Origin of the sequence: Rickettsiella endosymbiont of Dermanyssus gallinae (genome assembly GCF_019285595.1) — a bacterium.
GTDB lineage: Bacteria > Pseudomonadota > Gammaproteobacteria > Diplorickettsiales > Diplorickettsiaceae > Rickettsiella_B.
In genome coordinates this window covers 1,516,012-1,541,259 of record NZ_CP079094.1, presented here as the reverse complement: position 1 = coordinate 1,541,259, position 25,248 = coordinate 1,516,012, and the positions used below count along the sequence as shown (strand labels likewise).

At 37.5% G+C, this 25,248-nt stretch carries 18 protein-coding genes and 4 tRNA genes; 3 read left to right on the top strand and 19 right to left on the bottom strand.

The features are described from left to right. From KX723_RS07800 to KX723_RS07765, 8 genes are all read right to left on the bottom strand, one after another. Nucleotides 1-687: a type IV secretion system protein gene (locus tag KX723_RS07800; protein ID WP_218813800.1), complete on the bottom strand. Its 687-nt coding sequence runs from the start codon at nucleotides 685-687 to the stop codon at nucleotides 1-3. Further along, the gene (locus KX723_RS07795; protein WP_218813799.1) at nucleotides 677-907 is read right to left on the bottom strand and encodes a hypothetical protein; all 231 of its coding nucleotides are present in this window, start codon (nucleotides 905-907) and stop codon (nucleotides 677-679) included. The genes KX723_RS07800 and KX723_RS07795 overlap by 11 nt, the downstream gene beginning before the upstream one ends. Nucleotides 908-924: 17 nt before the next feature. Next, nucleotides 925-3,093 carry a VirB4 family type IV secretion/conjugal transfer ATPase gene (locus KX723_RS07790; protein ID WP_218813798.1) on the bottom strand — a complete coding sequence of 723 codons (2,169 nt, stop codon included), beginning with the start codon at nucleotides 3,091-3,093 and terminating at the stop codon, nucleotides 925-927. A 15-nt stretch (nucleotides 3,094-3,108) separates the two neighbouring features. Then, complete coding sequence (locus tag KX723_RS07785; RefSeq protein ID WP_218813797.1) at nucleotides 3,109-3,405, bottom strand: VirB3 family type IV secretion system protein; 297 nt, start codon at nucleotides 3,403-3,405, stop codon at nucleotides 3,109-3,111. Between the two features lie 20 nt (nucleotides 3,406-3,425). Continuing rightward, nucleotides 3,426-3,737 (bottom strand): TrbC/VirB2 family protein, encoded by a 312-nt coding sequence (locus KX723_RS07780; RefSeq protein ID WP_218813796.1) that lies wholly within the window; start codon nucleotides 3,735-3,737, stop codon nucleotides 3,426-3,428. A gap of 84 nt (nucleotides 3,738-3,821) precedes the next feature. Further along, the gene (locus tag KX723_RS07775; protein ID WP_218813795.1) at nucleotides 3,822-5,462 is read right to left on the bottom strand and encodes a type IV secretory system conjugative DNA transfer family protein; all 1,641 of its coding nucleotides are present in this window, start codon (nucleotides 5,460-5,462) and stop codon (nucleotides 3,822-3,824) included. A 43-nt stretch (nucleotides 5,463-5,505) separates the two neighbouring features. Then, nucleotides 5,506-6,150, bottom strand: coding sequence for a hypothetical protein (locus KX723_RS07770; RefSeq protein ID WP_218813794.1), 645 nt, complete (start codon nucleotides 6,148-6,150; stop codon nucleotides 5,506-5,508). Nucleotides 6,151-6,271: 121 nt separating this feature from the next. Next, nucleotides 6,272-6,976 (bottom strand): hypothetical protein, encoded by a 705-nt coding sequence (locus KX723_RS07765; protein WP_218813793.1) that lies wholly within the window; start codon nucleotides 6,974-6,976, stop codon nucleotides 6,272-6,274. A gap of 926 nt (nucleotides 6,977-7,902) precedes the next feature. Between KX723_RS07765 and KX723_RS07760 the strand changes: the two genes are divergently transcribed. Further along, the gene (locus KX723_RS07760) at nucleotides 7,903-10,797 is read left to right on the top strand and encodes a hypothetical protein (protein ID WP_218813792.1); all 2,895 of its coding nucleotides are present in this window, start codon (nucleotides 7,903-7,905) and stop codon (nucleotides 10,795-10,797) included. A gap of 113 nt (nucleotides 10,798-10,910) precedes the next feature. Here the strand turns inward: KX723_RS07760 and KX723_RS07755 are convergent, their stop codons facing one another. The 7 genes from KX723_RS07755 to KX723_RS07725 all read right to left on the bottom strand — a co-directional run bounded on the left by KX723_RS07755 (nucleotide 10,911) and on the right by KX723_RS07725 (nucleotide 19,604). Further along, nucleotides 10,911-13,244: a WD40 repeat domain-containing protein gene (locus KX723_RS07755; protein WP_218813791.1), complete on the bottom strand. Its 2,334-nt coding sequence runs from the start codon at nucleotides 13,242-13,244 to the stop codon at nucleotides 10,911-10,913. Nucleotides 13,245-13,380: 136 nt separating this feature from the next. After that, nucleotides 13,381-13,878 carry a hypothetical protein gene (locus KX723_RS07750; protein WP_218813790.1) on the bottom strand — a complete coding sequence of 166 codons (498 nt, stop codon included), beginning with the start codon at nucleotides 13,876-13,878 and terminating at the stop codon, nucleotides 13,381-13,383. Next, nucleotides 13,866-15,206, bottom strand: coding sequence for an HsdM family class I SAM-dependent methyltransferase (locus KX723_RS07745; protein ID WP_218813789.1), 1,341 nt, complete (start codon nucleotides 15,204-15,206; stop codon nucleotides 13,866-13,868). Before KX723_RS07745 ends, KX723_RS07750 begins: the two co-directional genes overlap by 13 nt. A 35-nt stretch (nucleotides 15,207-15,241) precedes the next feature. Continuing rightward, nucleotides 15,242-17,209 (bottom strand): hypothetical protein, encoded by a 1,968-nt coding sequence (locus tag KX723_RS07740; RefSeq protein ID WP_218813788.1) that lies wholly within the window; start codon nucleotides 17,207-17,209, stop codon nucleotides 15,242-15,244. Between the two features lie 19 nt (nucleotides 17,210-17,228). Continuing rightward, complete coding sequence (locus KX723_RS07735) at nucleotides 17,229-17,870, bottom strand: DUF6475 domain-containing protein (RefSeq protein WP_218813329.1); 642 nt, start codon at nucleotides 17,868-17,870, stop codon at nucleotides 17,229-17,231. Nucleotides 17,871-17,885: 15 nt separating this feature from the next. After that, on the bottom strand, nucleotides 17,886-18,818 hold the full coding sequence (locus KX723_RS07730) for a hypothetical protein (RefSeq protein WP_218813787.1): 933 nt from the start codon (nucleotides 18,816-18,818) through the stop codon (nucleotides 17,886-17,888). A 12-nt stretch (nucleotides 18,819-18,830) separates the two neighbouring features. Next, the gene (locus KX723_RS07725) at nucleotides 18,831-19,604 is read right to left on the bottom strand and encodes a Cro/CI family transcriptional regulator (RefSeq protein WP_218813327.1); all 774 of its coding nucleotides are present in this window, start codon (nucleotides 19,602-19,604) and stop codon (nucleotides 18,831-18,833) included. A 341-nt stretch (nucleotides 19,605-19,945) separates the two neighbouring features. On the opposite strand from KX723_RS07725, the gene KX723_RS07720 reads away from it, so the two are divergent. Next, a complete protein-coding gene (locus tag KX723_RS07720) occupies nucleotides 19,946-21,076 on the top strand; it encodes a tyrosine-type recombinase/integrase (protein ID WP_218813786.1) in 1,131 nt (376 codons plus the stop codon). 24 nt (nucleotides 21,077-21,100) lie between these two features. On the opposite strand, the gene KX723_RS07715 is transcribed toward KX723_RS07720, so the two are convergent. The 4 genes from KX723_RS07715 to KX723_RS07700 form a co-directional block, all read right to left on the bottom strand. Beyond that, nucleotides 21,101-21,176 (bottom strand) — tRNA-Lys (locus KX723_RS07715). Nucleotides 21,177-21,184: 8 nt separating this feature from the next. Further along, nucleotides 21,185-21,260 (bottom strand) — tRNA-His (locus KX723_RS07710). Between the two features lie 20 nt (nucleotides 21,261-21,280). After that, nucleotides 21,281-21,357, bottom strand: a tRNA-Arg gene (locus tag KX723_RS07705). A 100-nt stretch (nucleotides 21,358-21,457) separates the two neighbouring features. Further along, nucleotides 21,458-21,534 (bottom strand) — tRNA-Pro (locus KX723_RS07700). Nucleotides 21,535-21,793: 259 nt separating this feature from the next. Between KX723_RS07700 and KX723_RS07695 the strand changes: the two genes are divergently transcribed. Then, nucleotides 21,794-25,234 carry an acyl-[ACP]--phospholipid O-acyltransferase gene (locus tag KX723_RS07695; RefSeq protein ID WP_246562441.1) on the top strand — a complete coding sequence of 1,147 codons (3,441 nt, stop codon included), beginning with the start codon at nucleotides 21,794-21,796 and terminating at the stop codon, nucleotides 25,232-25,234. Nucleotides 25,235-25,248 lie beyond the last annotated feature (14 nt).

Here is a 25,248-nt window from a genome sequence, read left to right as displayed (position 1 = left end):
TTACCTCATCGCATCAACAAAACGTGCATTCTCTAATTCATCATTGATCTCAGCTTGTGCATCAATCGCATGCTGTTGATTCATAAGCGCTAATTGACGCAATACTTCAATCTGAATCAAATTATTTTCGATGGTTAGACGGCTTGAGAGATCAACCGCTTCTTTTAAGGTAGAGGTGGTACCAATTTGTTGGCGCAACTGGTTCGTATAGTTAATTTGTTCTTGAATTTTATCGTAGCTCAATTGGCTGGCGGCTCTTGCTACTAACGCAGTTTTTGCTTTTAAGCTATAGAATTTTTGATCGGATTTGTTCGGATTAACACGATTGTAAAGTTCCACGGCTAATGGAAACTCTCGCGATAATAAACGCAGCATTGATCCTAATTGACTATTAGTATCGCCATTGACCGTACTATTTAAAAGCGAACTCCAACGATCCGCATTAAGTCCCCAAGAGTTAAAATCGTTAAATTGCCAATTTCCCCATTCCGAGTGACCAGATACTGCCTGTTGTATCTGACTATCTAAGCGTTGAATTGTCGATTGGATATCGGCCATTTGCATTTGATAATCTTTGATTTGTGACGCAATTTGCAACACGCTGCTAATGAAAGGGTCTGCATAACTCTTTAAGGGGCAAAGTATCAATAAGCTTAAGAGGATAAATTTGACCACGTTACGCCGCATGAGATTTTCTCTGCTGATGAAAAATCGGTAGCCATACAGCGGGATCATTACCCACTTCAACACGAATCCGATCCAGCAATGCCACCGTTTCTGTACGTCCTGAAATAATGGCAATCTCGTCTTCTAAACCGAGTAGGTTTGCTCTGAGTACCACAGATTCTTTACCGCGACCGTAATTGAGTAAAAAATAATGACTGTCATCGGGTAATGTTTTAATCAATTCAAATTCGCGTTCACTTAAACCAAAGCCATCAATATAAGTTTTTTGATCGGCGCTGGGATTAGGGAAAAATATCTTACAGGCCGCCGCTTCGTTAATAACCTGGTAACTTTTGATGCGGTCGTATCGTAAGCGGCCTGTGTGGCTAAACCAAAGCAATTGTTTTTCTTGCGCGGTGTACGAGATAAATCGCTGATAATATTTTTAAAATACCCGTCTTGTAAGGCTAACCAGCCTTCATCAAGAAAGAACATGCCACGTTGACCTTCCAGTTGCTGACCAAAACGATGTAATAAATACATTAAAGTCGGTGTTTTGCAGCTTTCATCCTTTAGGATATGACTTAAATCCAAGCCAATGACATCGGAATCATAATGCTGCTGTTCAAAACAATCCTGTGCATTATCAAATAACCAACTATTTTCACGGCCACTGTGCCATGACTCAAACCGTGCGCGCAGTGATCCTTTACTATTTTTACCGAAAAACGGTGCTACATGACAAAATTGTCTTTCACTTGAATCCAAACGATACAAGCCGGTAATGGCTTCTTCTATCACTTTGATATCGGATTCGTCCAATGGGTTAGTCGGTGATTTTAAAAGTTGTTTAAAGAGTTGTAATAGAAAAGTGCGGTTTTCTGACGTATCCGCCAATTGACAAGGATTAAAGCCAGTGTCCATACCTGGCTTTAACACTTCATAGATGCCCCCTAAGGCTCTAACTAAGATTTCCAATCCGCGATCTTTATCAAAGATCACACGTTTGCCGCCAAATTTCATACTCTGGGCAATCAGAAATCCAACAAGGACAGTTTTTCCACTACCCGTGGCACCCACCACCATAAAATTGCCAACGTCCTTATAGTGAAAATTAAAATAATACGGACTACCGGATAAGGTTTCTAATACCGTGACCGCATCACCCCAGAAATTATGATCACGTTGACCCAAAGGCGAATCATGTAAGCTCGCAAAGGCGGCGATATTTTTAGTCGAGATATCGGATTCTCGTACGATGTAATCAAAATTCCCTGGTAGTTGTGCCCAAAAACTAGACTCACACGCCACATCTTCTCGAACACAGACGATATCGCGATCGGATAATAAGGCGGTAATTTCGCTCACGTATTGGTTTAATTGTTCTAAGGTGTCAGCATAGCAAACCAAGCTAAAATGATGTTTACCGTAATTGACTTCGCCACTAGCCGTATCATCAAACGAGTCATCAAGTTGTTCGGTTTGTCGTATCGATTCCTCTTTGGTTTGCCGCATATCGTATTGCTGATCACGTAAACGTTTTTTAGAAAGGTAACGATCATAAAACCGGAACGATTGGGTGAGTGTATAGTCTATGCGTAGTGAATTAAGGCCATCTAATATCCCTTGGTAGGTCATGGCGGGATACGCCTTAATCGAAATGACAGCGGCAAATTGTTTTAATTGATCATTAGCACGCAGTTCAAGGCTGCCGCTATGCCGATTAAAAAATAATCGTTTTCGAGGTAGATAACAGGAAGCATCCTGTTTGAGTAAGGGGATAGATAGCTTATCCCCATTGATCAGTTGACCGATAAACGTTAAAGGCGCAGAAAATGTAATGCCGTCTTTTTGATAAACACTCAATAACTGAGGTTGATAATCCGATAAGGTTTGTAATATTTTTTGGGTTGCTGCTGTTAAGGCTTCATGTGTTTTAAGTGTTTGTTGTTGCTGTGCAGCACGATCAGCTTGGTGGTTTAGTTTTTTAAACCAATCAAACCCTTGATTTAAAATTCCTTCCGCCGGCTTAGTAACAATTCCTAAATAAATTTCATTTTGAAACATTGGCCGTTGCTGAATTTGCTGGCGATACTTTGTATTTAATTGCTGTGCAAAGCCTGGTTTAAATTCACCCTCGGTAAAATCAGTCGTCTGGCGACGTATTATCCAAAAATAAATAGCATATTCAGAGGAAAAGCTTTTTAATAAACTATTACGACGATTTTTATAGGCATCTAATGTTGCTTCACCTTGCGCGAGTCCATCAATACCCGATAATTTAATAATTTGAATGAGTTTCCCGCTTTTGTCGATCAAGGTATTATCGTCATAGTGTCCTACGATATTAATGTGCCGTGACGCATTGGCTTCTACTCGCAGCAATCGCTCTGAGGGCTTAAATTTACGCTTTTTTAGTTTTTTCATTCTAGAAAGCCTATTTTATCCTGGCGAATAACTATTCGTTCCACCCCAAAAGCCACAGTTTAAGACCGGCGGCGTTTGGGTGATGTATTTGTGCCAGACTCGAAAAAATTGTAAATCTTTCATCGTTAGTCGAAATAAAATTAGATGTATGACACCAAACAAGGGGATACCGATTAAAGAATGCAGATTAAGACAAATAATTATGTTTCCCCCTAGATTAGCGAAAAATAGACGCATCGGTATGCCCATAAATAGGGCAGGTCGTGTTAAGGCGAGTGCTAAAGAATCAATTTCGATCGGATATTCTTTCATGCTACTCCTTATTATCGTTTTTAATGCAAAAGGCTATGTATCACTCTTACTGCACCGTCGGCACCAAACATAACGGATATGCCGAGTAACGTTTGCCAAAATATTGCCCACTCAAAATAATGGTATGCACATGCTATTCCCACGCTAAAAATAGAAACGGTCGCAAGCGCTATTCCTGTGGTGCCAAAAATAGCATCAATAATATAACTAAGGCCTTGACTAACGGGTGTTTCGCCGCCAAAAGCCCATGACAGGGAAGGGAAAAACAAGAAAAGACTTAGTGCTAAATAGATTAATTTGAATCTTCTTTTTTTCCCTTTTCGTAATGACATTTTTTAATAAAAAGGATAGTATTTGATTCACTTATTTTAACTTAATTTTTATAAAAAATCACTATAAAAATAGTGTTTTTTTAATTATTTTGTAAAAATAATCTTTACTTTTTTATGCTGAAATTGATTCACTTTGCTAATGTAAAAGGCTTCGCCTGATTGTAATTCTTGCTTAATAGAGTCAGGATGAATAATGAATGACTTATTGCGTTTGGCTGTACCCATCCCCGTTGATTTATCCTCACTAATCTGGGCAGTAACAACAAATCCATCTTGTGTGCCGATCCAACTGGCTACGCTTTCAGCGCTTTCATGATCATTCAACCGATGACAAATGAGTGTATTCACGCAATTTAATAATTGATTACCAAAATTGTCATCAACACGCTTTAAATCCGCTAAGCCTTGCGTACCAAAAATCGCATGAATGCCTTTACCGCGCCCCATATTCACGAGGTTTAATACTTGCTCACCAGCAAAGACAGAGAACTCATCAAATACCGTAAAAATGCGTTGTTTGGTTTCTAAACGATCAATCACCGCTTTAATATCATTAATAATTAACTTGCCTAAAACCTTGGCAAAACTCGGAAAACGTAAGGCGGGTAGGGCAAAATACACCACACTGTTGGTTTGAATGATTTCTTCTAAATTAAAGGTATTATCTGTTTTCTCAAAAAAAGCGCCGAGCTCAGAATGGATTAATAAGTTCAAATGCGCCTGTAGTCCCGTAATATCTTTCGCGTCATACTGTTGTAAACGCAGTACACGGTTTTTCAGTTTTTCATCATCAATGGAACGTGCTTTAAGTGCCAATTCTCGAAAATCTAAACAATTAACGACGGTCTTTAAATCAAAGGGTTCGTTCAAATATAACAGCACTTCAAACGTAGTTTGCAAATAATCTTCAGCAATCGAGCGATAATAATCGTTTTCCCATTGATCTTTTAAACTAATCAGCTTGTCTTTAAGTTCCGTATAACCACCGTGGGCGAGGGGATCATAATGGTGTTTATCCGCGCAGTTAAAACCATAGAAGGTGCGGCCGTGATCCTGTGCTTTTTTCTGTAACCAAGCGACGTTTTCTTCGGTGGGCTTTCCATCAATAATAATCAGGGGATACGCTTGCTGCACAGCCCGTTGATAAAAGCGCCGTAAAGTCACTGTCTTACCACCGCCCGTCGTACCCAATACCAAGAGCATCTGATTGATAGCATGATCAGGGATAACCACCGCTTCTCGTTTAGCAGAGAAGCCTAATAGCGTTCCTTCTTGCAATCGTTTATGTGGATTAGTAATGTATTTTTTCCAATTAAATTCTGATTGATTCGACAAGGAGGCTTTGCCTCGTCGTATCGCTTTGAGTTCAAATTCATGCGTTGCATTCGGAATCCATTCGGTCATGCCTAAAATACCAGCAAATACTAATGGAAAGCCAAGCACATAGTAAAATACCTGCTGATAAACAAATAAATAGGCGGTACCAAAGCCATATGAAAACAACACTTTCCAAAAATACTGTGTTGCAAAGCCGGCGTGAATAAAATCCAAAAAAGATAAGGTGAAGTGTGATTGCCATTCGATCAATAAAATACTGGCAAGTGCCAACACCATACCCACTAAAAATATCGACCAAACGGAATAACGAAGTCCACGAATTAAGATAAGAAAAAGCAAAGCACCCAGCAAACCGACGATACTTTGCCATAAAACAACAAAGTCCAATCAGCACGCATTGTATAATTTCTCGTGGTTGTTCGATAAAACACTATCCTGTAAGCGCAGGCACGTGAGTGGGCTGTTTTTCTAAAAATGTTTTTAGCGCATAAATTTTGACAAAAGGCATCGCTTTTGCCGCTTCTTTTAATCGTGGCACCATCGATTCATGACAAAAATACCAAACTTCTTGTAAAGCAAATTGGGTGGCATAGGTTTTTAAAATATCCTCTAAACGCTGTCTGCTTTTAGAGGTAAGTTCTACTTCAATAGCCGCCTGGATTCCATTGGGAAACACTAATATCCCATCCGGTAAGTGGCCTTCTTTACCCACGCCTAGTTTACATTTCTCATGCTTTAGCTTTCGTTCGCTAATCCAGGTGGCATCTGGATAAGTTGCCATTAACTTAATATGAAGATTTATTACCATGCGATCATGGTGATAATTTGCAAAGGTGATTCGGCGCATGGGAGGTAATGTCGTGAAACGTGCGCCGGCTTGAGTTAAACGAAATATGCCATGCTCTTTATACAAAATTCGCTCATGCTGTAACAGATTATGACGAACTAGTTTACTGAGTAATTGGTAATTACGGGGTTTTCGCAAGGAAAAGCGTTGGTTGATCTGTGGCATTTCACAGAAGCCAAATTCATTGATAAATTTTAAAATCTCTACATCACGGGATGTTAATTTCAAAAGGATTATCCATATTATTCTTGTATATAAAGTTCACTCTATTTTTAATCAGTAGTCAAGTTCATTAGTGCGCTTTAAGTAACAAAATAAGAGATAATCCCTTGGTTTTAATATCCTGTTACTAACAACAAGCATTATTTATGGTAATTTTATCAATTGTGTACTGAAAATAGTTTTTAAACCACAACCATTTATCTAAAATTCTCTTATGGTGTTCATCTTTTATTGGATCATTCATTAATGCAGCTATTTTTGCTTGAATAATTTTCCGATAAACATCAATTTGAGCTGGATCCGTGAAAGCGGCCGGTAAATAATCCAAATAATAACGCCCATCAATATCATCTTTCAGAAAGTATTCTTTTGTTCCCCATTTTTTGTCTGAATTAAAGCAGTCCACCACCTCTTGGGAAGCTAGTATTCTCGGGTAAACTGCCTCTTTGGATTCTAACATATAAGCATCATTGTAAGCTTTTCCAAAAGGAATACAGTCATCATATAAAAAATATCCGATTGATATTCCACCACGGATAAGAAAGCCTTTTTGTATTGCAAAATTTGATAATTGTTGAATGATATTTAATATTTCTACTATCGCATGTCGCAAAGATAGAATTCCATTAAATAATTCTTCTAAAATAGCTATAAGTATAAAATCTGAAAATGTCGATACTATGGGTTCTATTTGTATTTCAGTAATTGATTCGGTTGTATTAATACGCGCAGTGCAATTATTATTTTTTCCGCACCTTATTTGTTTAAGGAGTTCAAATATTACTTTTTTGTTTTCCTCCGTGCCGGAGTCTACGGCCTGTTTAAAACCCAATAAATCTACAAACGCTACAATATTTTTTTTTTGAAAGTTCAGACATAACTTATCAATCCTTAAAAATTATATAGATCAAAACAAAACTCATTTACTACTGTTTTGTTTATACCAGCTTCATATTATAGGAAAATTATAAAATAGTTAAAAAAATTATCCACAAAGTAGGGCTGTTCATAAAAGCCCAAGCGACCGTGGTTAAGTTTTTTAACTATTTTATGATATATTTTATCCTCTTCTCTTTCTTTACTTCCTACTACTTCTACTTTGATTTATTTTATGCCCGCCCAACAGCCAAGACCTCAGTTTTACAAGTATCGTAGAGACGATGGAAAAGTGAGGTCTTGGCTGGTTTTCACATCGTGAAATGGGCGGGCAGTCTTTATAAATCAAGCTTAGAAGCATTTACAGTCTACTAGACTCCAAATAGCTTGCTCAATATAGTGGGTAATGGCTTACTTATTTTCTGAAAAAATAAAAATATAAATTACTTTTCGATGTGGATTATTATCATATAAAAAACAAATATAATATTACCTTTATTTTATTCAAAATATAACTATGGGTAGATTTAGTAAATAAAATAAGGATAAGATGCGGACTTTATAATGTTGATATGCTCAATTTAAAATAAAAAGGAGGCGTGAATGAGATTGTCTGATTCGCTTAATATTTTGAAATGTACTGGCAATTTTTCATTAGAAAATACATCTTCAATATTTAATCATCTACTTTATTTATTTCATTATCTTAGAACTAACCAATTATTCCTTATGAAGCGGGGATGGTCATGGTTTTGTTTTGCACAATATAAAGTTAGCTTTAGCTCATGAAAAACTTATCATCTGATAAGTTAGGAATCCCATTTAACTTAAAGTGTACTGAGCGAAAGAAAAAGCAGAAATCAAACATAACAGGGGATAGCAATGATTATTGAAAAAATAACAGCGATTGCGGTGCTTGGAATCACATGGGAGCTACTTGAAGTTGTACATATAATTCATATGGGGTATGTGACTGGCCACGTCAGTTATGAAGGGGGGAGTGCTGCTAAAAAAGCTATAGAAAAGTACTTTATCGAAAGGGGCGATCGAAAAAATCTATCTCGAAAACTAGAGCGAGAAGCAGAAACAGTTTACGATTTCGAGGCAGCCGAGGCTGCTGACAAGGAGGCGGTTAAGGATCTAGCGGAAAAATATCTAACTAAACTAGGTACTAGTGTTAATAATTTACGGCTAGCACAATCCAGTTTTTTAGAATTCAATAAAGTTTTAAAAGATCTCGTTAAGACCTTGACTTCTAATAATAATGACGAGCAGTTCCCAGATGATTTATTAGAACTTAAGACTAAATTTACAGACTTTGAAGGTACATTCACTCAATTTTTACTTACGGCTGCACCACCACCTCGTCAAATATTATATCTTGCCGATTCATTAAGTGGAACAACAGTAATTGACACGTATAATGCCCAGTTAATACAAATTAATAAATACATGGAGCTACTGAAAGGAACAGGACAAGCGATTGCTGGTCGATTTGCGCAAGTCTTTGAGTCTATCCGTGAAGCCCTACCTGAAACAAGAGAGAATGCGCCTGACTTTTTTGAACAATTACAGCAAGAGATCGAACAGTGTATGCATTCCCCTCGGGAGCTTATATTGAAAAAAATGAAAGAGATCTTGCCCCAAAATAAAACACTTGCCAAGAACTGTACTAATATCATTGAAGTATTCGCAGCATTTCAACAAAGCACCAAAACAAGGCAGACTAACCTATTGGAGGATAATCCAGGCGGGTTTTTTTCTTGGCCGCCTAAAGCTAAACAGAATGAAGTCAGACAGGGTATTTTTCGAGTAGCAACATTTCAACAAAGTCACGAAACAAAGCAGACTAATCTATTGGACAATCCAGCCTGGAGTCCCTTGCTAGTTAAATCTGATCAGATAGCAGTTGGAGAGCATATTCTCCAACATGCGATAGAACATTCCAAACAAAAATTACAGATTTCCGAAATTTTCTTACGTAAACCTATTTCTGAATGTTCAATGGAACAAATTCCTAAACGTCCGATGAAACAAATTGAAATTGATCGGTTGGCTTATGCAATGGCCAACATTTTACGTGACTGGCAAATCGTAAGGTGTGAACAGCTTATTCAGATTCTCAGCACACTGGATGCATCATGTTATTGGTTGCCGAAAAACCAAGTTCTCGATGGAATGCTAGAGTTGATCAAAGCGGAAAAAGGAAATAAGGATCCTATCGAGTTGTTTGAAAAATTCTTAGTTTCACCCTGCTTTTTTAGCCAATGTAGCCCTAGATCAGCACTTACTAAGATAAAAAGCTTATCGATTGTTGAAGATCCAGATAAAATTATTCAAGAACATCTGGATAGTTATTGCCACGCTATCTGGGAAAAAAGTGATACGTTGATCCAATTGCCAGAATCATTTCATACGATTATTTCTCGGAAGGATATCATTGAAATGGGGCGGGATTTCCAAGTACGAATAAATGTCTACGGTTGGATGACGCAAGAATTGGTTAAAGTGTTTATAAAAGATCTTCGACGGTTAAAAACTAAATTGCAGGACAATCTGAATAATAAAGATGGTTATTTAGTGAAACATGCTCTCTATTGCACAGAGCAAGAAAAAGCCTCCAAAGCACAAAAAGATCAAGAACATAACACGGGTGTGGCACGTATCAAGAAAGCCAAAACTAATACCTTTAGTGTTACCACTCAGACTGGCAACTTATTTCCTTATCTGTATAAGACCAAAAGGATAAATGTGGAAAAGTGGCAAGTGCCAACTGAAGATGATTTATTACAAGTGATTTATATAGGGGTAGATCCGAAAAGGGTTTGTCACTACTGGAGTGCCATTCCTAATCCACTCACTCATTGTCTTCTTCCGAATAAGCAAGATGACTCCATAGTGCAAGCTTGGTTTTATGCTTACCGCACCTGTCAAGTCGATATGTTGCCCTTATTCTCTAATTTATCTTCTGCTTTTGAAAAAGACACATCTAAAAAAGGTTCATCTGAAAAAGATTTGTCTGAGTCACAGGAGGCTATTAAAAATAGGCTTTTGCTTTTAATACAAGCTATTTTCAAAGACCCAAAAGACCCAAAAGACCCTAGTAAAGCACTGTCTATCGCTTACAATAAGGTATTGAATGGTCTGCCATCGAAAACTTCGGAAGAAATAGAGACTCTTTTTCAGGACTTGAAAGATTACTTTGTTACAGCTTCAGTGCGAGTGTATCCAGAGCTCCGCAAAGAATTACCGTTCATAGAACAATTGTGGGTATGCGGACGTAAAAATTTATTTAAATTTGGTAAGGAAATTGCAAAAGAGCGATTGATGACCGTACAAGAAATTATCGGTGATTTATCTGTTATGTTATTAGCAGAGAAAGAAGAGGATCTTGCCAAGGCTTTAGATATCTTCCAAGCTAAGTATCATGACATGCATGAAACAATGGCCAAAAGTGGCGAGAACAGTGCTTTATATACAATATTGGGTAATATACTAAATTTTCTTATTCCAGCTCTCAGAAAACAGTTAACAGAAGATCCTGAACAAACCACTTCAAGTTTAGCTGAAAAAAAACAACTGATTACACCGCAACCTACTGTAGCAAAAAGATTATGGGTTAGTCTATTTCGCCTCCCAATTACATCCCGAGTATTGAGTACAGTCAATACCATACCGGAGACGGTAGTAGGTCTATTTCACGCTACAACTGAAGATCAAAAGACGGGGCAAAATAAAAGCACTGCGAAAGCATTATGCAGTCCAGGAGCGCGTTGACGGGCAAAGCAAGAAAAATTCCCGCGCCGTAAAGTCATTTGAGGGAGGCGCGGGCGTGAACATAGGATGTATCGCGGATTAATTTCAGTCGCATCAGTCGTAGCAAAATATCTTTAAAGAATGTCACCCCCAAACGAGTGTAGAGAGGCGTGTGGCTTCTCTATCATATTACTCAACTTATCAATGTATTTTGCTGAATCTGTCTTAAAAAAGCGCTGAGAGAATAGAAAATTACCATTACAAGCTTTATTAACTAACTGTCCTGCACCTAATGTGGCAATGAATATCAATAAATTGCCTAAGATTTGTTTATAACCCCGATGTTTATCTAATTCAGGTCGTTGTTGGTTAATGATTTCGAATGATTTTTTTTTATAAGTATTATAGTTAATTTTTTCATCTATAAAATAATCACGATTTAAATCACGCAATATAAGAACGATATTGTTCGCTTTGCAATAGGCGAGGATATGATCACGATCGCGTAAATTATTAGCTTTGTTTTCCAGTTTATCTAGTTGTAGATTAATCTGGGTATAGATTAATGTTTTTTCTGGATTTGTAATATTTTGTTTCTGCGCTTTTGAGCCATCAGATCCATGCTTACTAAGGTAATTTTTTTGTACTTGCTCTTGAAATGTGCTTAAGTCTTCTAATTTCGCGTATTTTCCAGCTTCAACTAGCGCTGTAAAATTAGGATCGATTCTATCTCGATAGAGGCTGCCAAAGTCATCAAACATACGCGTAGTGATATTGTTTTTAATGTGATCCCAAATCACTTTCACGCCTTCTTCTTTTATTTGCGCCATTAAGCGCGTAAATGCAAGTAGTGCTTTAGACGTATTAGGATTAGCGAAGGTTGCTAAATATCGCATTGCTTCTTCACGAACAATGATAGGTAATTTAAATGAAGCCGTTTCTTCTGTAAGATATAGAATCTTACAATCAGGATGAATGCCTTGTAATTTCTCGATGAGCTTGTTAAATGCTCCTGGAGGACAAATGTATTGGTCTGTACCACCTTCATCGACGCCTGAGTCTGATAAGTTATATCCCCGTTGTATTTCATAGAGCGCTTCGACAAATTGCATTTCTGCATCTTCAAGACTACCGAACCTGTTCTCGCCATCATGTATTGCTAAAAACGCTAACGCTAATAATTTTCTTGTTGAGACTTGGGAGCTAGGGTCAGTAAAAGTGTAATCAGGTGCTAGGATCCTTGAAAAACCTCGTTGAGCTGCTTTATTTTTTTCAGAGTCATCTGGTAGGCTATTGATATAGGCTTGCGCCTTTCCAATAGTATTTTCTAAACCAGCACCGTCAATTCTTAATTTATAAAGCTTGGCCAATCGAGTCGCGGATTTAGCAACAGACTCATGCACACTAGCGGTATGAGTACTTTGCACGTCGTTAAAAATGGGTGTAACGGCAATATCGTCAGCGTGATGACGACGAGAGTTGATGCCTATAATGGTTTCAATAGTAATCTGGCGATTTATTATTCTTCGCCGCGTATGGGGATCTTGTAATGCAATCATTACATTTTGGCGGCCAGCCCTTGGGACTTGTAGATATTGCTCGAGTGTAATAGCACCTTCAGCAACGGCTCGTCTCCCGTCAGGTGAAAAAAGATATTGCATACTATCGCGTTCGTGGCATGGAATTTGTAGATATTGCTCGAGTGTAATAGCACCTGCTGCAACTGCTTGTCGTCCGTCAGGTGAAAAAAGAGAGTACATGCTCGCGCGTTCATGTGCTGCAAAGCGTGGGATTTTTCGGTATTGTTCGAGTGTAATAACACCTTCAGCAATCGCTTGTTGCCAGTTGGGTGGAAGAAGGCGAAGGGGGTCGATGCCTAGAATGTTTTCAATAGTAATTTGGCCGTTTATTATTCTTTGTCGTGTATAGGGATCTTGTAATGCAATTATTGCATTTCGGCATTTAACCCTTGGGAGTTCTTGATATTGCTCGAGTGTAATAGCACCTGCTGCAACTGCTTGTCGTCCGTCAGGTGAAAAAAGACACTTCATCATATCGCGTGCATAGAATGGGATTTGTAGATACTGCTCGAGCGTAATAACACCGTCAGCAACCGCTTGACGCCCATCGGGTGAAAAAAGATATTTCATGCTATAGCGATCATCCCATGGGATTTTTCGATATTGCTCAAGTGTAATAACATCTGCTGCAACCGCTTGACGCCCATCGGGTGAAAAAAGATATTTCATACTCTCGCGTTCACCTGATGGAATTTGTAGATATTGCTCAAGTGTAATAACACCGTTAGCAACCGCTTGACGCCCATCGGATGAAAAAAGATATTTCATGCTCTCGCGTTCATCTGATGGGATTTGTAGATACCGCTCGAGTGTAATAATACCGTCAGCAATAGCTTGTCGTCTGTCAGATGAAAAAAGAAATAATAATTTTTGAGATATTGGGGGCATAGTAAATGTCCATTAAAAAGCACTATATTATTTTAATATACCATAAAATTTTTTATGATATTTGAGGTTATAAGTAAAGATAATTAAAATAAATATATATAGTTAATTTCTAATGACGGGTGTTATTTTATATTATTTATGTTGATAACAGAGCAATATGACTAAAATCATCAATAAAATGATTGATTTGAAGCATCATATTATTTTTTAAATCGAGTAAAATATTCTCATTGAAAATATTTTTGTCGAATTTTTTCAATTTTAACGCTATTAATCTACGTTTAATGGCGCGTCTACCATAAGAGAAACGCCAAGATTGTAAGTTTATTTGACCTGCATAATAAGCTAATTCAATCATACTCATGGCTTGTTTTGGAATTAATGGATTAATATAACCTCCTCCATTACCCCCACCAATAAAGGGTTTTGTTTGAACCGTTGCAAAACCAAAGGTATTGACCACGATACAAGGAACATTTTTTATTAGCTCGCTTTCGTCTAAAAGACTGACATATTTCACCACACCATTATTTAATTTTGTACTCGAGACAAAAGGAATTTCCCCCGCTGAGTAATCATATAAATTACTAGACTTACACCGTTGTATTTCAAAATAAAAATCTATTGTTTGCATAAATAATAAGGAATAAGGTTTTTTACGACGATTTTGGTTTGTAATGCCAATTCTGTATCTGAAAATTGTTCATCTTCTAAATAGCTTTCTGGAGCGTATTCAAGATAGCTATCATAATTGATTGGTTTTTGTATAAATTCACGCTGGCTAGCGTCTAACTTAACGTTATTAAGATGTGAAGTAAGCGCATGCTTTATAACTTCTATATTATTTTTCTGTGAAGGAGCGCTAACCATAATCCCTTTCCTTTTTACAAGTCCATCTTTTAACCAAGCCCACATAACACTAGAATCCTTATGGGGAACTCCTTTTTGAATAATAATGGCATAAGTACATACATTTACGGGGTAAAACAGGTCACCTGGCAACGTTATCACGGCTTTTAAAGTGTTTTCCTCTAATAGCTTAGCTCGCCATTTTTTAGCGTTAGATAGCAACATGACTGAGTTAGGAATGATGGCAAATAAATAACCTCTTTTTTCCATCTTATTTAAAGCAAAGTCTATAAATTTATATTCTTTTTCATCAGGATTTTTAAGCGAAAAAGGAGGGTTCATGAGGACTTTTGATACTTTTAAGTCCATAAATTTCTTGGTTGTAAAGCAATTTCCACCTTCAAGATTAACGCGGCTACTTCCTCTAAATATCATATTTACAAGTGCTAGGGCAGCAATCTCGGGATCTTGCTCTATACCATAAATTCCTTCGGACTTAAATTTTTCAAATTCTTCTTGGCCAACTTCATTTTTTACCTTATCAAGCGCAGAAATTAAAAACCCGCCTGTTCCACAGGCGGGGTCTAAAACTTTATCTTTGTTGGTAATATTTAATACCTCAACGGCAAAACGAGTGATGTGTTTAGGTGTGAAAACAATCCCCATTTCTTTTGCGGCATTGCCGTATTTTAAAAATTTCTCATAAAATATACCTAAAATATCTGTACCTGAATTCATTGAGGAACAAATATTGATACTCTCAAGCACTTGCAGGGTCTCTAGTAATGCTTTTTTAAATTTAATGTGATTATCAAAGATAGGGGGAACCGATATTTTTATATAATGTATAAATTCTCGTTTGTCTTTTTCGTGTAATACCTCTTCAGCCTTATTATTTAACTCATTTATCATGGAAAGGCAGTCATTTTCACGATTTATATCACTATCTTTTAATAAAGCTAGAATGGTTGTTGCAACGACCCGCACCCGATTGCTTTTGTTGATTGAGCCATCATGTAATATTTGGTTAATCTTGATTGCTTTTTGGTAATAGACGTCATCTGTAACTCTCTGTCCTTTTATAGTGAGGCTGTTTTTTTGTTTATCGCTCATTTTTTCTCCTCGTCAGAAATGCTTTTAAAATTTATTTATGCGGTAGCACGAACTGTAAAAGTGTTTGACGGTTGCTCAGTGAATTTAAAAGAGTTTCTAAAAAAAGAAGGGGAATTTTCAGGATTGTTTATTAATGATTGAGCTTGTGTTGGTAGCGGTTCAATTTCTTTCCATGAACTGTGAGAAGATAGGCTATCACAAAACGAATAGGAGTCAGATAAATCATCGGTTTCCTGTTGAGGCTGCGCGGCCAATTTTAACTGTTCCATGCTGTATTTTGGATTATCAAGCACCGTTTTTAAATGACGACGCAACGTGTTGAAATCCAATGCAGACATCCATTTAAACAAAATAGGTTGTCGATAGCGTTGTGTAAGTTCCTCCCCAAATTTCACAATATCAGTGGATTTTATGAGTATATCTGATAAATAGTTAATCTCTGGGAAGATTTTTTCTGGAATAGGAATGCCTTGATCCTGATAATATTTCATATAATTGGCTAAAACAGCCGATAAATCGGTTTTAAAACTCTGTAGCAAAGTATCCGAAGCAGAAAATGCTTGTCTGTTATTTTTCTCCTCTTGTTCTTTTAGTAAGGTAGACAAACGTTCAAGTGTCGATGTTAATAATGTATCTTGATGTTCAGGCGGATCGTTGTCGATTAATGTTTGGATAACTTGAATAGTCGTTTGTACTTTCTCACGATATATCGTTTCATTTAGCCGCTCTTTATGGCTTTGTATGTGCTGGGAAAAAGCGGCTAAGCAATCTGATAAACAGTCTTGATTGTTATGAATTTGTTCGATAAGCCAGGCTTTCCATGCTTTATGCCAGTATTTTTGTTGCCATTGCCACCAGTGATTAGGCTGTTGTTTAATAAGTAATTGAAGTGACTGTTGTAACAATTCATGGCGTGTTATGACTATCTGTAATGCCGGATCAGATAAGGTCAGTGCTTCAGAGGATTGGACATCAAAAACCATAGGAAAAGAAAGTTGTGCTAATAACGCTTGCTGTGCCTCTAAGAATTGTAAGCGATGATGATTAAAAAATAATCCAACCCATTTCTTTATAGGCGTTGGAATTAATAAACGGTGTGATGCTAGAGTAATAAAACCATATTCTTTAAGTTGATACCTTTTTAATTGATACAACCATTTTTTTTGATTTACATCGCCATACTTTTCGATAGCACGCTGAATTTGATTAAATGTAGCGTTATCAAGCTTCAATTGATAGTGAGGCAACGGAATAGTGGGCAACCCTAACGATGGGATACATTTTGCAAAAATAGAGCCAGCATCATCACAAGTTACTTGCCCTTGAGATTCGATGGCTTTTAAGCGTAATAACAACGCTTCAATCACTTGTTCTCTTAATAGGTGAAGTTTATTTGACTGTAACAGCAAAAAATACTCATAATTTTCAGCAATAGCCGTGGGAAGACGCACAGAGCTCATCCATGCTTTTTGTTTTGCCCCTAGTTCTTTTTGTGCTTCTGAAAAATGATCTTGATATCGGGTAATAACATCCAATAAAAATAATAAACCTTGGCTTGAATGATATTGAAAAGGCTCATGTATTTTCCATTGTTTATAGGTTTGATTAATCATTTGTTGAGTCTTAGTATCATTTTCTACTTTTGCCTCGTTAAAACGTTGCTCTAAAATAGGGTAACTGAATGAACGTGCAAGCGATTCTTCCCAAGTTAATCGATCTAAAATGGATTGATCCGTTTTTAATTGTTGAATGATATTTTTAAAAACCGGCCATGCTTCATGAGGCGACTGGTGTTTTGCTCTGGCTAATGCCATGTGTAAGGCTTTACGATCGGTAACAAAGTGTGAGGCATGGTAAACGGATTTTTCAGTGAGTTGTTCACCGTTATTTAAAACAGCCAAGCCTTCTGGCTGTAGATAAGCAAGACCCCAGGTTTTATTTGATTTTATGTTTGAGTGATGCGCTTGATTATACTGCGAGATGGTTTCAACTAAATTAAACATAATTTGTTCCTATTTATTTTTATTTTTCGGATTCAAATTGCTGAGTGGCTTTTGAAAGAGACAATGGAAAATTTACCTCCAATGGGCTACTACCGTTTTTATAAACCAATAAGGCGCGCTTAGGATCACCGACTAGCATCGGATCGGGTTGACTATTAGCAAAGCCATTAGCCTCGTTATCGTGTTCTAAACTGCCTCTCAATACACGGGGATAATTAATGCTAGGATTAGCGTGGTACTTTTGGTAGCGGGTTATAAAATCTTGGCGTAAAAATGATAATGTCTTTTCGGATTGCTGGCATAAGTAAATCCATCCGCCCACGTCACGTATGACACAATGTATAATCGGATTATCAAATACCACACTGTTATAACGACCAATCGTCCGTATGGTATGGATAACTTGTGCCCACGCATTCTGTGCAAACTGACGACTATTGCCTTGGATCAATTCAATTAATTCGGCTGCTATGGGCATGCCCCATACTTCGCGATCGGGGTTTCTCAGGATATCCAATATAGCGGCTTTCACTTTGGCGAAAGGATAGGCACGGAGACATTGCCAGTACGTCTCTAGCAATAAATTAGACATTTTTCGGTTAAAAGATTCTGCTAACAGGGTTAGCCATTGCAAAAATAATTCTTTGTCGTTGTCATGCATGTTGTTTTCTCCTGGTTATTCTTTGGTCATTGCAGAACAATTGAGCCATTTTTTACCCACGGTAAGGTTATGATCTAGCGTAGGGCTTAACCCACGCTCAGCTAAGCTATTAACGCGTTTTACGGGCGATGATTGTTGACGGTGTAACGATTCTCGTTGTTCTTTAGCTAGCCAAGTATTGATATGTCGAGGAATCGTCAGTGTTGTTTTACGTTCGGCGGGATTTGCTTCATTCCAGGATTGTATTTGGCGTAGTTCTTGTAAAACGTTGATATTTGGATACGTTTTTTGCCAATTTTCTAGCTGTGTAGGCGTTACCAAAAAATGATGGTTATTTTTTAGCGGTATGGCAATGTCGATAGCGAGTGGCGTTTTTACTAAACATAAGGATTTATTAACAAGAATTTTTAATGGGCTGCTGCTGGGCGCGACATCTGTCGCGCCAACATCACCATCCTGTTTCTGAAATGGTTTCTGATCCTGATTCTGTTTCTGATTCTGATCCTGTTTCTGTTCCTGGCTTCGGAGGGGCTTAGAAGGGTCTAAATAAAATAAGTCACGGTATCTTTCATAAAAGGCGTTTCTAAGGGGTATATTAGCGAGTTTTTTATAGATTTTATGAATATGTATAACACGCTTATCGCCTTTTTTAAGTGAGCCTAATTCATCCGCCGCCATGTCATGTACCCAAACGTGATCCGTATCAGCGTCATAGGAACAAAATTTTATTTCTATAAGATCGTTGATCCCTTTTGAAACGCCCTCTAAGGGGATTCCTGTTTCATGAGCGATAAAATAGAGGGGTAAATAATAAAAATGAATCATGTTAGCGTGACTACAGGTCATTAAATACAACGCAAGGACTTTTGCTTCTAGCCCACAATCTTTTATTTTTTTACCCATTGGGCTTATCCAAAATTTGGATGAGATTTGTGCATAATCACGCATGATATTTTTCCATTAGTTAATATTTAATTTATTTTTCTGTTCTTGATGGGTTAATTTCGATAAATGTGCGGCTTTCGATATTGATATTTTTTTATGATCAATTTGTTCGATCAATTCAGAACAACCGTGCTGTAATATCTTTTGGATACGCCTGAAGGTTCTTTCACAGGAAAAACCTAATATCTTAGCGGTAATGTCTCGGGTCTTTACGCCTTTAATTGTGGGCAATTTGCCCACATTATTTCTACCGCGACGCTCTCCAATGTATCTTTTTAGCGCAATTCCTATGGCTGCTCGCTCGCTGCTTAAAAATGTTTGAACTAATACACTGGGTTCATATTTTTTTTCTAGTAGAGCGGATAAAGAAATCCGCCAAGAAAGTACCGTTTTCTTTTCATGTTTCTTGCTGGTTTCGATGGATTCTAAGCCATAAATGAGCTGATTATTTTCATCTACGCAGATAGCGCGGTGTTCATGCAGCGATAGGTTTTTTTGATCAGTAAAATAAGGAATTTCTTCTGGGATAACGATGTACTTTAATGGTAAGTGCATGAGGGTTGATGGAAACGTATCAAGCTCTAAGTTGTATTTAACTTTCCAAGGAATTAACGCCTTATAGTTAAATTTTCCTTTGCTTTTAGTTTCAATACGAAAGGCAATGTCCGGTGGAATGGAACTCCCATCAAGATAACGATAAATAGTTGCTCGGCTAACCCCAATTTTATTGGCCATTTTAGTAATGCTTCCAAAGTAACGAATTATTTTTCTTAGAGTTGTTTCGTGCATAAAAAAACTCCTTATTATTTTTTTGGTTACCGGCGTAGTTTATGTAAAAAAAATGTACGCATGCATACATTTTTATTTAGTAATCTAAATTAAGTTTCAGTTAATCAATTTGGATAAATTGAAATGGGGGGAATAAATATGCAACCAAGGCTTATTCGCTTGCGGGATGCACCAACTTATTTAGGGATGGATCGTCATCGGTTCAATGAAGAAGTAAGACCTTATTTAACAGTAGTGCCTATTGGAGAAATAGGGATTGCTTTTGATCGACTTGATTTAGATGCGTGGGTGGATGATTATAAGCAGTGTAAGGGTCGTCCTCCATTAAAGAGGAAACCATTATGGGAAGAAAAAAAATGCCAGGACTCGTTAAACGCGGGAACATTTGGCACATTAACAAAAAAGTCAACGGACGTCGCATTTCAGAAAGCACTGGATCAGGTTCTCTCGAAGAAGCCGAGCGCTATTTAGTTCGTCGTCTTGAGCAGATTCGGCAAGCCAGTATTTATGGAGTTAGACCGAAACGGATTTTTAGAGAAGCAGCTACGAAATATTTAGCAGAAAAGGACAAGGCAAGTTTGCGTGTTGATGCTATTCATCTAAAAAAGCTAGATAAATACATTGGTGGTTTAGCGCTCGATTCAATTCATATGGATAGTTTAAAGCGTTATATCAAAGAGCGAGCACTTGAAGGTGTTAAAAGGCGAACGATTAATTGTGGTTTACAAGTGATAAGACATATTTTGAATCTTGCTGAACACGAGTGGAAGGATGAGTATAATTTAAGTTGGGTACACAAAGCGCCCAGGATTAAATTGCTACGTGAAACGGATAAAAGAGAACCTTATCCTCTTCAAATTACTGAACAAGCGAGATTGTTAAATGAACTACCTTTGCACTTGAAACGCATGGCTTTGTTTGCGGTAAATACAGGTTGCCGTGACCATGAAATTTGTTGTTTAAAATGGAAATGGGAAATCAAAATACCAGAAGGTTCTGTTTTTATCATTCCTTCAACGGAAGTTAAAAATCGTGAAAAGCGCTTAGTTGTTTTAAACAGAAATGCTTTACGTGTTATTGAGGAAGCAAGAGGTGAACATTCTGAATATGTTTTTACTTTTCGCGGTAAGCCTATAACACGGATGTTAAATTCAGCTTGGAAGAAAGCACGTGTACGAGCAGGTCTATCTCAAGTGAGAGTACATGATTTAAAGCATACTTTTGGCTATCGATTACGTTCAGCCGAAGTAAGTTTTGAAGATAGACAAGTCTTGCTAGGACACAAAACAAGGAGTGTTACTACTCATTATTCAGCAGCTGAATTAGGTAATCTTATTCGTGCGGCTAATAAAGTATGTGAATCAGGAAGACACTTGATGGTTTTAAGAAAAAGTAGCTTAGTTGATGAGAGTCGCGCAAAAGTCGCGCAAGGGAATTTGAAAGAGAAAACGATAAATTTAAACGTAGTATAAGTATTTGATTTTTAAGGGTTTTTTTGGTGGGCCGTGATGGGTTCGAACCATCGACCAATAGATTAAGAGTCTACTGCTCTACCAACTGAGCTAACGGCCCTGTGAAAATGGGGTGAACGACGGGGATCGAACCCGCGACAACTGGAATCACAATCCAGGGCTCTACCAACTGAGCTACGTCCACCATTAAACACCTCTACTTGATGGTGCGCCTGGCAGGACTCGAACCTACTACCCTCGGCTTAGAAGGCCGATGCTCTATCCAGATGAGCTACAGGCGCTTTCTGCTAGGCGATTACACCCTAAAATTAACGTTAGAGGGCCAAAAGAGGCCGTTCTATTGTTGGGAAATTCAATTTTTAAATTGGATACCCTAAAATTTGGTCGGGGCAGAGGGATTCGAACCCCCGACCCTCTGCTCCCAAAGCAGATGCGCTACCAGACTGCGCTATACCCCGATATTTTTAATAATACGTAAAAACAGCGGAGGATTCTAACAGTTTATTTTCCATTCAGCTAGCCTGTAATAGATGCTGTTTTGGGAATTGTAATAAATTTGTAGTAACTATCCTTTTTGAACGCTCTTTGAAGCTCTCCTGCCAAGTGAGTGAAAAAGTGAAATTCCCTCATATGCTATACTAAAAATTTTTAGATAAGACAGAACGATTTTCCATTCGTCTTATTATTCGTTTGTTTTGACTATAAATAGGGGATTTCATGCCCGCACTTCCACAGTTTTCTTTATTAAAAAGCCAACGTTTTTTGCCTTTGTTTATTATACAATTCTTTGGGGCATTTAACGATAATGTTTTTAAAAATGCATTAATTGTTCTTATTACTTATCAATTTGTTTTGCAATCGAAATTGTGGCAAGAATTGTCTGTGACCTTAGCGGCAGGGTTGTTTATTTTACCTTTCTTTTTGTTCTCAGCGCTTGCAGGTCAATTAGCCGATAAATTAAGTAAACGAAGTTTGATTATTATTATTAAGTGCTTGGAATTGGCTTTTATGGCCTTAGCTTCGCTTGGATTTTATCTGCACGCATTAGACTTGTTAATGCTAACGCTATTTCTGATGGGTGTACACTCTACTTTTTTTGGTCCGATTAAATATGCGATTTTGCCTGATCTTTTACAAAAAAATGAATTACTGGGCGGAAATGCATTAATTGAAGCAAGTACTTTTATAGCCATTTTATTAGGAACTTTATTAGGTGGATTTTTAATTGTTTCTCAATCAGGTATTACATGGGTTTCAATTAGCATGCTTTCTGCATCGGTAATAGGCCTGTTGGCAAGTTTTTATGTACCTACTACACCTAAAGCGAATTCTAATTTAAAAATTAATCCACGTTTTATTCAAGCTACCTTTGACATCATTAAGCAAGTCAAAGCTGAAAAAAAGGTTTTTTGGGCTATTTTAGCTATTTCGTGGTTTTGGTTAATCGGGGCTACTTTTTTAACACAATTTCCAATTTTTACTAAAAATTTTCTACAAGCCAATGCGAGTGTGGTGACACTTTTTCTTGCCATTTTTACAGTAGGGGTTGCTTTAGGATCATTGGTTTGTAATCGCTTATTAAAGCAGAAGATAGGTATGCAGTGGATTCCTCTCAGTCTTTGGCTGATGAGTTTTTTTATGGTTGATCTGTATTTTGCTTCACGTCATTTGCCCCTATTAGCGAAAGAATCGCACAGTTTGATTGGTCTGCATGACTTTTTTTATTCGCTAAGTCATTGGCGGATTTGTTTGGATTTGTTAGGTTTATCCATGAGTGCAGGCGTTTATATTGTTCCGCTGTATACGCTTATTCAAACCGATACAGCGATAGAACATCGTGCAAGAAGTATTGCGGCTAATAACATTATTAATTCCCTATTTATCGTGGTAGGGAGTTTAGTGGTTTTATTTTTGTTTAAAATTGATTTAAGCGTGATTCAGATTTTTTTATTGCTAGGTATCGTTAATTTATTGATAGCTATTTTTGCTATTTTTTTTATACCTGAAGGATTTACGAAGCCGGTATTACGCTGGGTGCTTAAACATCTTTATGAGGTAAAATTAACCGGTTTTGAGCATTATAAATCAGCAGGTGATAGTGTAGTTATTGTAGCGAATCACACTTCCTTTCTTGATGTGGTATTACTCTATGCTTTTTTACCGGATGATCTTTTATTCGCTATTAATCGATTTACGGCTCGAATTTGGTGGGTTCGTCCCTTTTTATATTTTGCAAAAGTATTTGAACTCGATCCATTAAATCCTTTAGCAATCAAAACATTAATCCATGAAGTAAAAAAGCCAGGGAAATGTGTTATTTTTCCTGAAGGTCGTATTACAACGACGGGTGCTTTGATGAAGCTTTATGAGGGTCCAGGATTAATTGCGGATCATGCAAAAGCCAATCTATTACCTATTCGTTTGCAAGGCGCGCAATATACACACTTTTCTCGACTGCGGGGAAAAGTTCAGATTCGTTGGTTTCCTAAGATTTCTATTTCAATCTTGCCTCCTCGAAGATTTGTGGTTGATCCGACGATGAGTAGTCGAAAACGTCGGCAACTCATCGGTATACAGCTGTACGAGATTATGGTTGAAATGTTATTTCGTAGTACTGACTACAAGAAGACATTATTTCAATCTTTTCTGGAAGCAAAGGCTATTCACAAAGGACCCACTAAAGTGTTGGAAGATATTACGCGGGTTCCTCTTAACTATAATCAATTGCTAACACGTTGTTTTATTTTGGGACCAGCGATTGATCGCCTAACCGATTATCAGGAAACAGTAGGGCTATTATTGCCGAATATGATAGGTGCAGTCGTTACTTTTTTTACCTTACAAGCGTATGGGCGTGTGCCGGCCTTACTCAATTATTCTGCAGGATCTGCTCAAATAGAAGCAGCATGCCGTGTCGCAAAGATTCGTTGTGTATTAACGTCAAGAAAATTTATTGAATTGGCTAATTTATTTAATATCATTCGTGCTTTGAGTGAAAAAGCGATTCAAATTGTTTATCTAGAAGATATCAAGGCAGAGATTTCTTGGAAAGATAAGTTGCGTGCTGCATTGTTGAGCCGCTTTCCGCATTACTATTACTATAAAAAACTTAAAAAAATAACGAATACCAGTGATCCGGCTGTTGTTTTATTTACATCAGGTTCCGAAGGGGAGCCTAAGGGCGTTGTATTAAGCCATGAAAATATTCAGGCTAATCTAGCGCAAATGACCACACAAATTGATTTTAACCAGAAAGATATTTTCTTTAGTGCATTGCCTTTATTCCACGCATTTGGATTGACAGCGTGCGTGATTTTGCCGATTTACCATGGCATTAAAACATTTATTTATCCGTCGCCGTTACACTATCGTAAAGTGCCAAATATTATTTATGAATGTAATGCAACCATTACCTTTGGAACAGATACTTTTCTTTCCGGGTATGGTCGTTATGCTCACCCTTATGATTTTTATAGTATTCGTTATGTTTTTGCCGGTGCAGAGAAACTGAAAGAGAAAACAAGAAAGTTATGGATGGAAAAATTTGGTATTCGAATTTTTGAAGGATATGGTGTGACGGAAGCGTCGCCAGTTATTAGCGTGAATACGCCTATGCAAAATAAGCCTGGAACCGTGGGAAATTTTTTACCGGGTATTCGCTATGAAATTGAGCCTGTGGCTCATATTAAGGGTGGTGGCCGTTTATTAGTATCGGGCCCTAATATCATGTTGGGTTATTTAAGCGCTGAACAGCCAGGGGAAATTATTCCACCTAGCCATGGGTGGTATGATACCGGTGACATTGTTGAAGTAGATGGTGATGGTTACCTCAGTATAAAAGATCGGGCTAAACGATTTGCAAAAATTAGTGGCGAAATGGTTTCATTAACAGCCGTAGAAAATGCAATTTATGATTTATGGCCGGATAAACACCATGCAGTACTTACGGTTGCTGATGCAAGGAAAGGCGAACAATTAGTTTTAGTAACGGAATATAAATTGGCTACGAAAAATGATTTGCTTAAATTTTATCAAGAGAAGGGATTATCCGAATTAAATTTACCACGTCGTTTATATTTTATTGATGTTATGCCCTTACTAGGCAGTGGTAAAGTGAATTATATGGAAGTAAAAAAATGGTTAGAAGCTCAGCATTGATATAGCCATAACGA

What these genes read in the sequence shown, in the direction of transcription:
- KX723_RS07785 (WP_218813797.1), bottom strand. Translation starts at nt 3,405, where the DNA reads ATGAAAGAATATCCGATCGAAATTGATTCTTTAGCACTCGCCTTAACA.
- KX723_RS07790 (WP_218813798.1), bottom strand. Translation starts at nt 3,093, where the DNA reads ATGAAAAAACTAAAAAAGCGTAAATTTAAGCCCTCAGAGCGATTGCTG.
- KX723_RS07695 (WP_246562441.1), top strand. Translation starts at nt 21,794, where the DNA reads ATGCCCGCACTTCCACAGTTTTCTTTATTAAAAAGCCAACGTTTTTTG.
- KX723_RS07760 (WP_218813792.1), top strand. Translation starts at nt 7,903, where the DNA reads ATGATTATTGAAAAAATAACAGCGATTGCGGTGCTTGGAATCACATGG.
- KX723_RS07755 (WP_218813791.1), bottom strand. Translation starts at nt 13,244, where the DNA reads ATGCCCCCAATATCTCAAAAATTATTATTTCTTTTTTCATCTGACAGA.
- KX723_RS07800 (WP_218813800.1), bottom strand. Translation starts at nt 687, where the DNA reads ATGCGGCGTAACGTGGTCAAATTTATCCTCTTAAGCTTATTGATACTT.
- KX723_RS07740 (WP_218813788.1), bottom strand. Translation starts at nt 17,209, where the DNA reads ATGTTTAATTTAGTTGAAACCATCTCGCAGTATAATCAAGCGCATCAC.
- KX723_RS07735 (WP_218813329.1), bottom strand. Translation starts at nt 17,870, where the DNA reads ATGCATGACAACGACAAAGAATTATTTTTGCAATGGCTAACCCTGTTA.
- KX723_RS07780 (WP_218813796.1), bottom strand. Translation starts at nt 3,737, where the DNA reads ATGTCATTACGAAAAGGGAAAAAAAGAAGATTCAAATTAATCTATTTA.
- KX723_RS07720 (WP_218813786.1), top strand. Translation starts at nt 19,946, where the DNA reads ATGGGAAGAAAAAAAATGCCAGGACTCGTTAAACGCGGGAACATTTGG.
- KX723_RS07745 (WP_218813789.1), bottom strand. Translation starts at nt 15,206, where the DNA reads ATGAGCGATAAACAAAAAAACAGCCTCACTATAAAAGGACAGAGAGTT.
- KX723_RS07725 (WP_218813327.1), bottom strand. Translation starts at nt 19,604, where the DNA reads ATGCACGAAACAACTCTAAGAAAAATAATTCGTTACTTTGGAAGCATT.
- KX723_RS07750 (WP_218813790.1), bottom strand. Translation starts at nt 13,878, where the DNA reads ATGCAAACAATAGATTTTTATTTTGAAATACAACGGTGTAAGTCTAGT.
- KX723_RS07730 (WP_218813787.1), bottom strand. Translation starts at nt 18,818, where the DNA reads ATGCGTGATTATGCACAAATCTCATCCAAATTTTGGATAAGCCCAATG.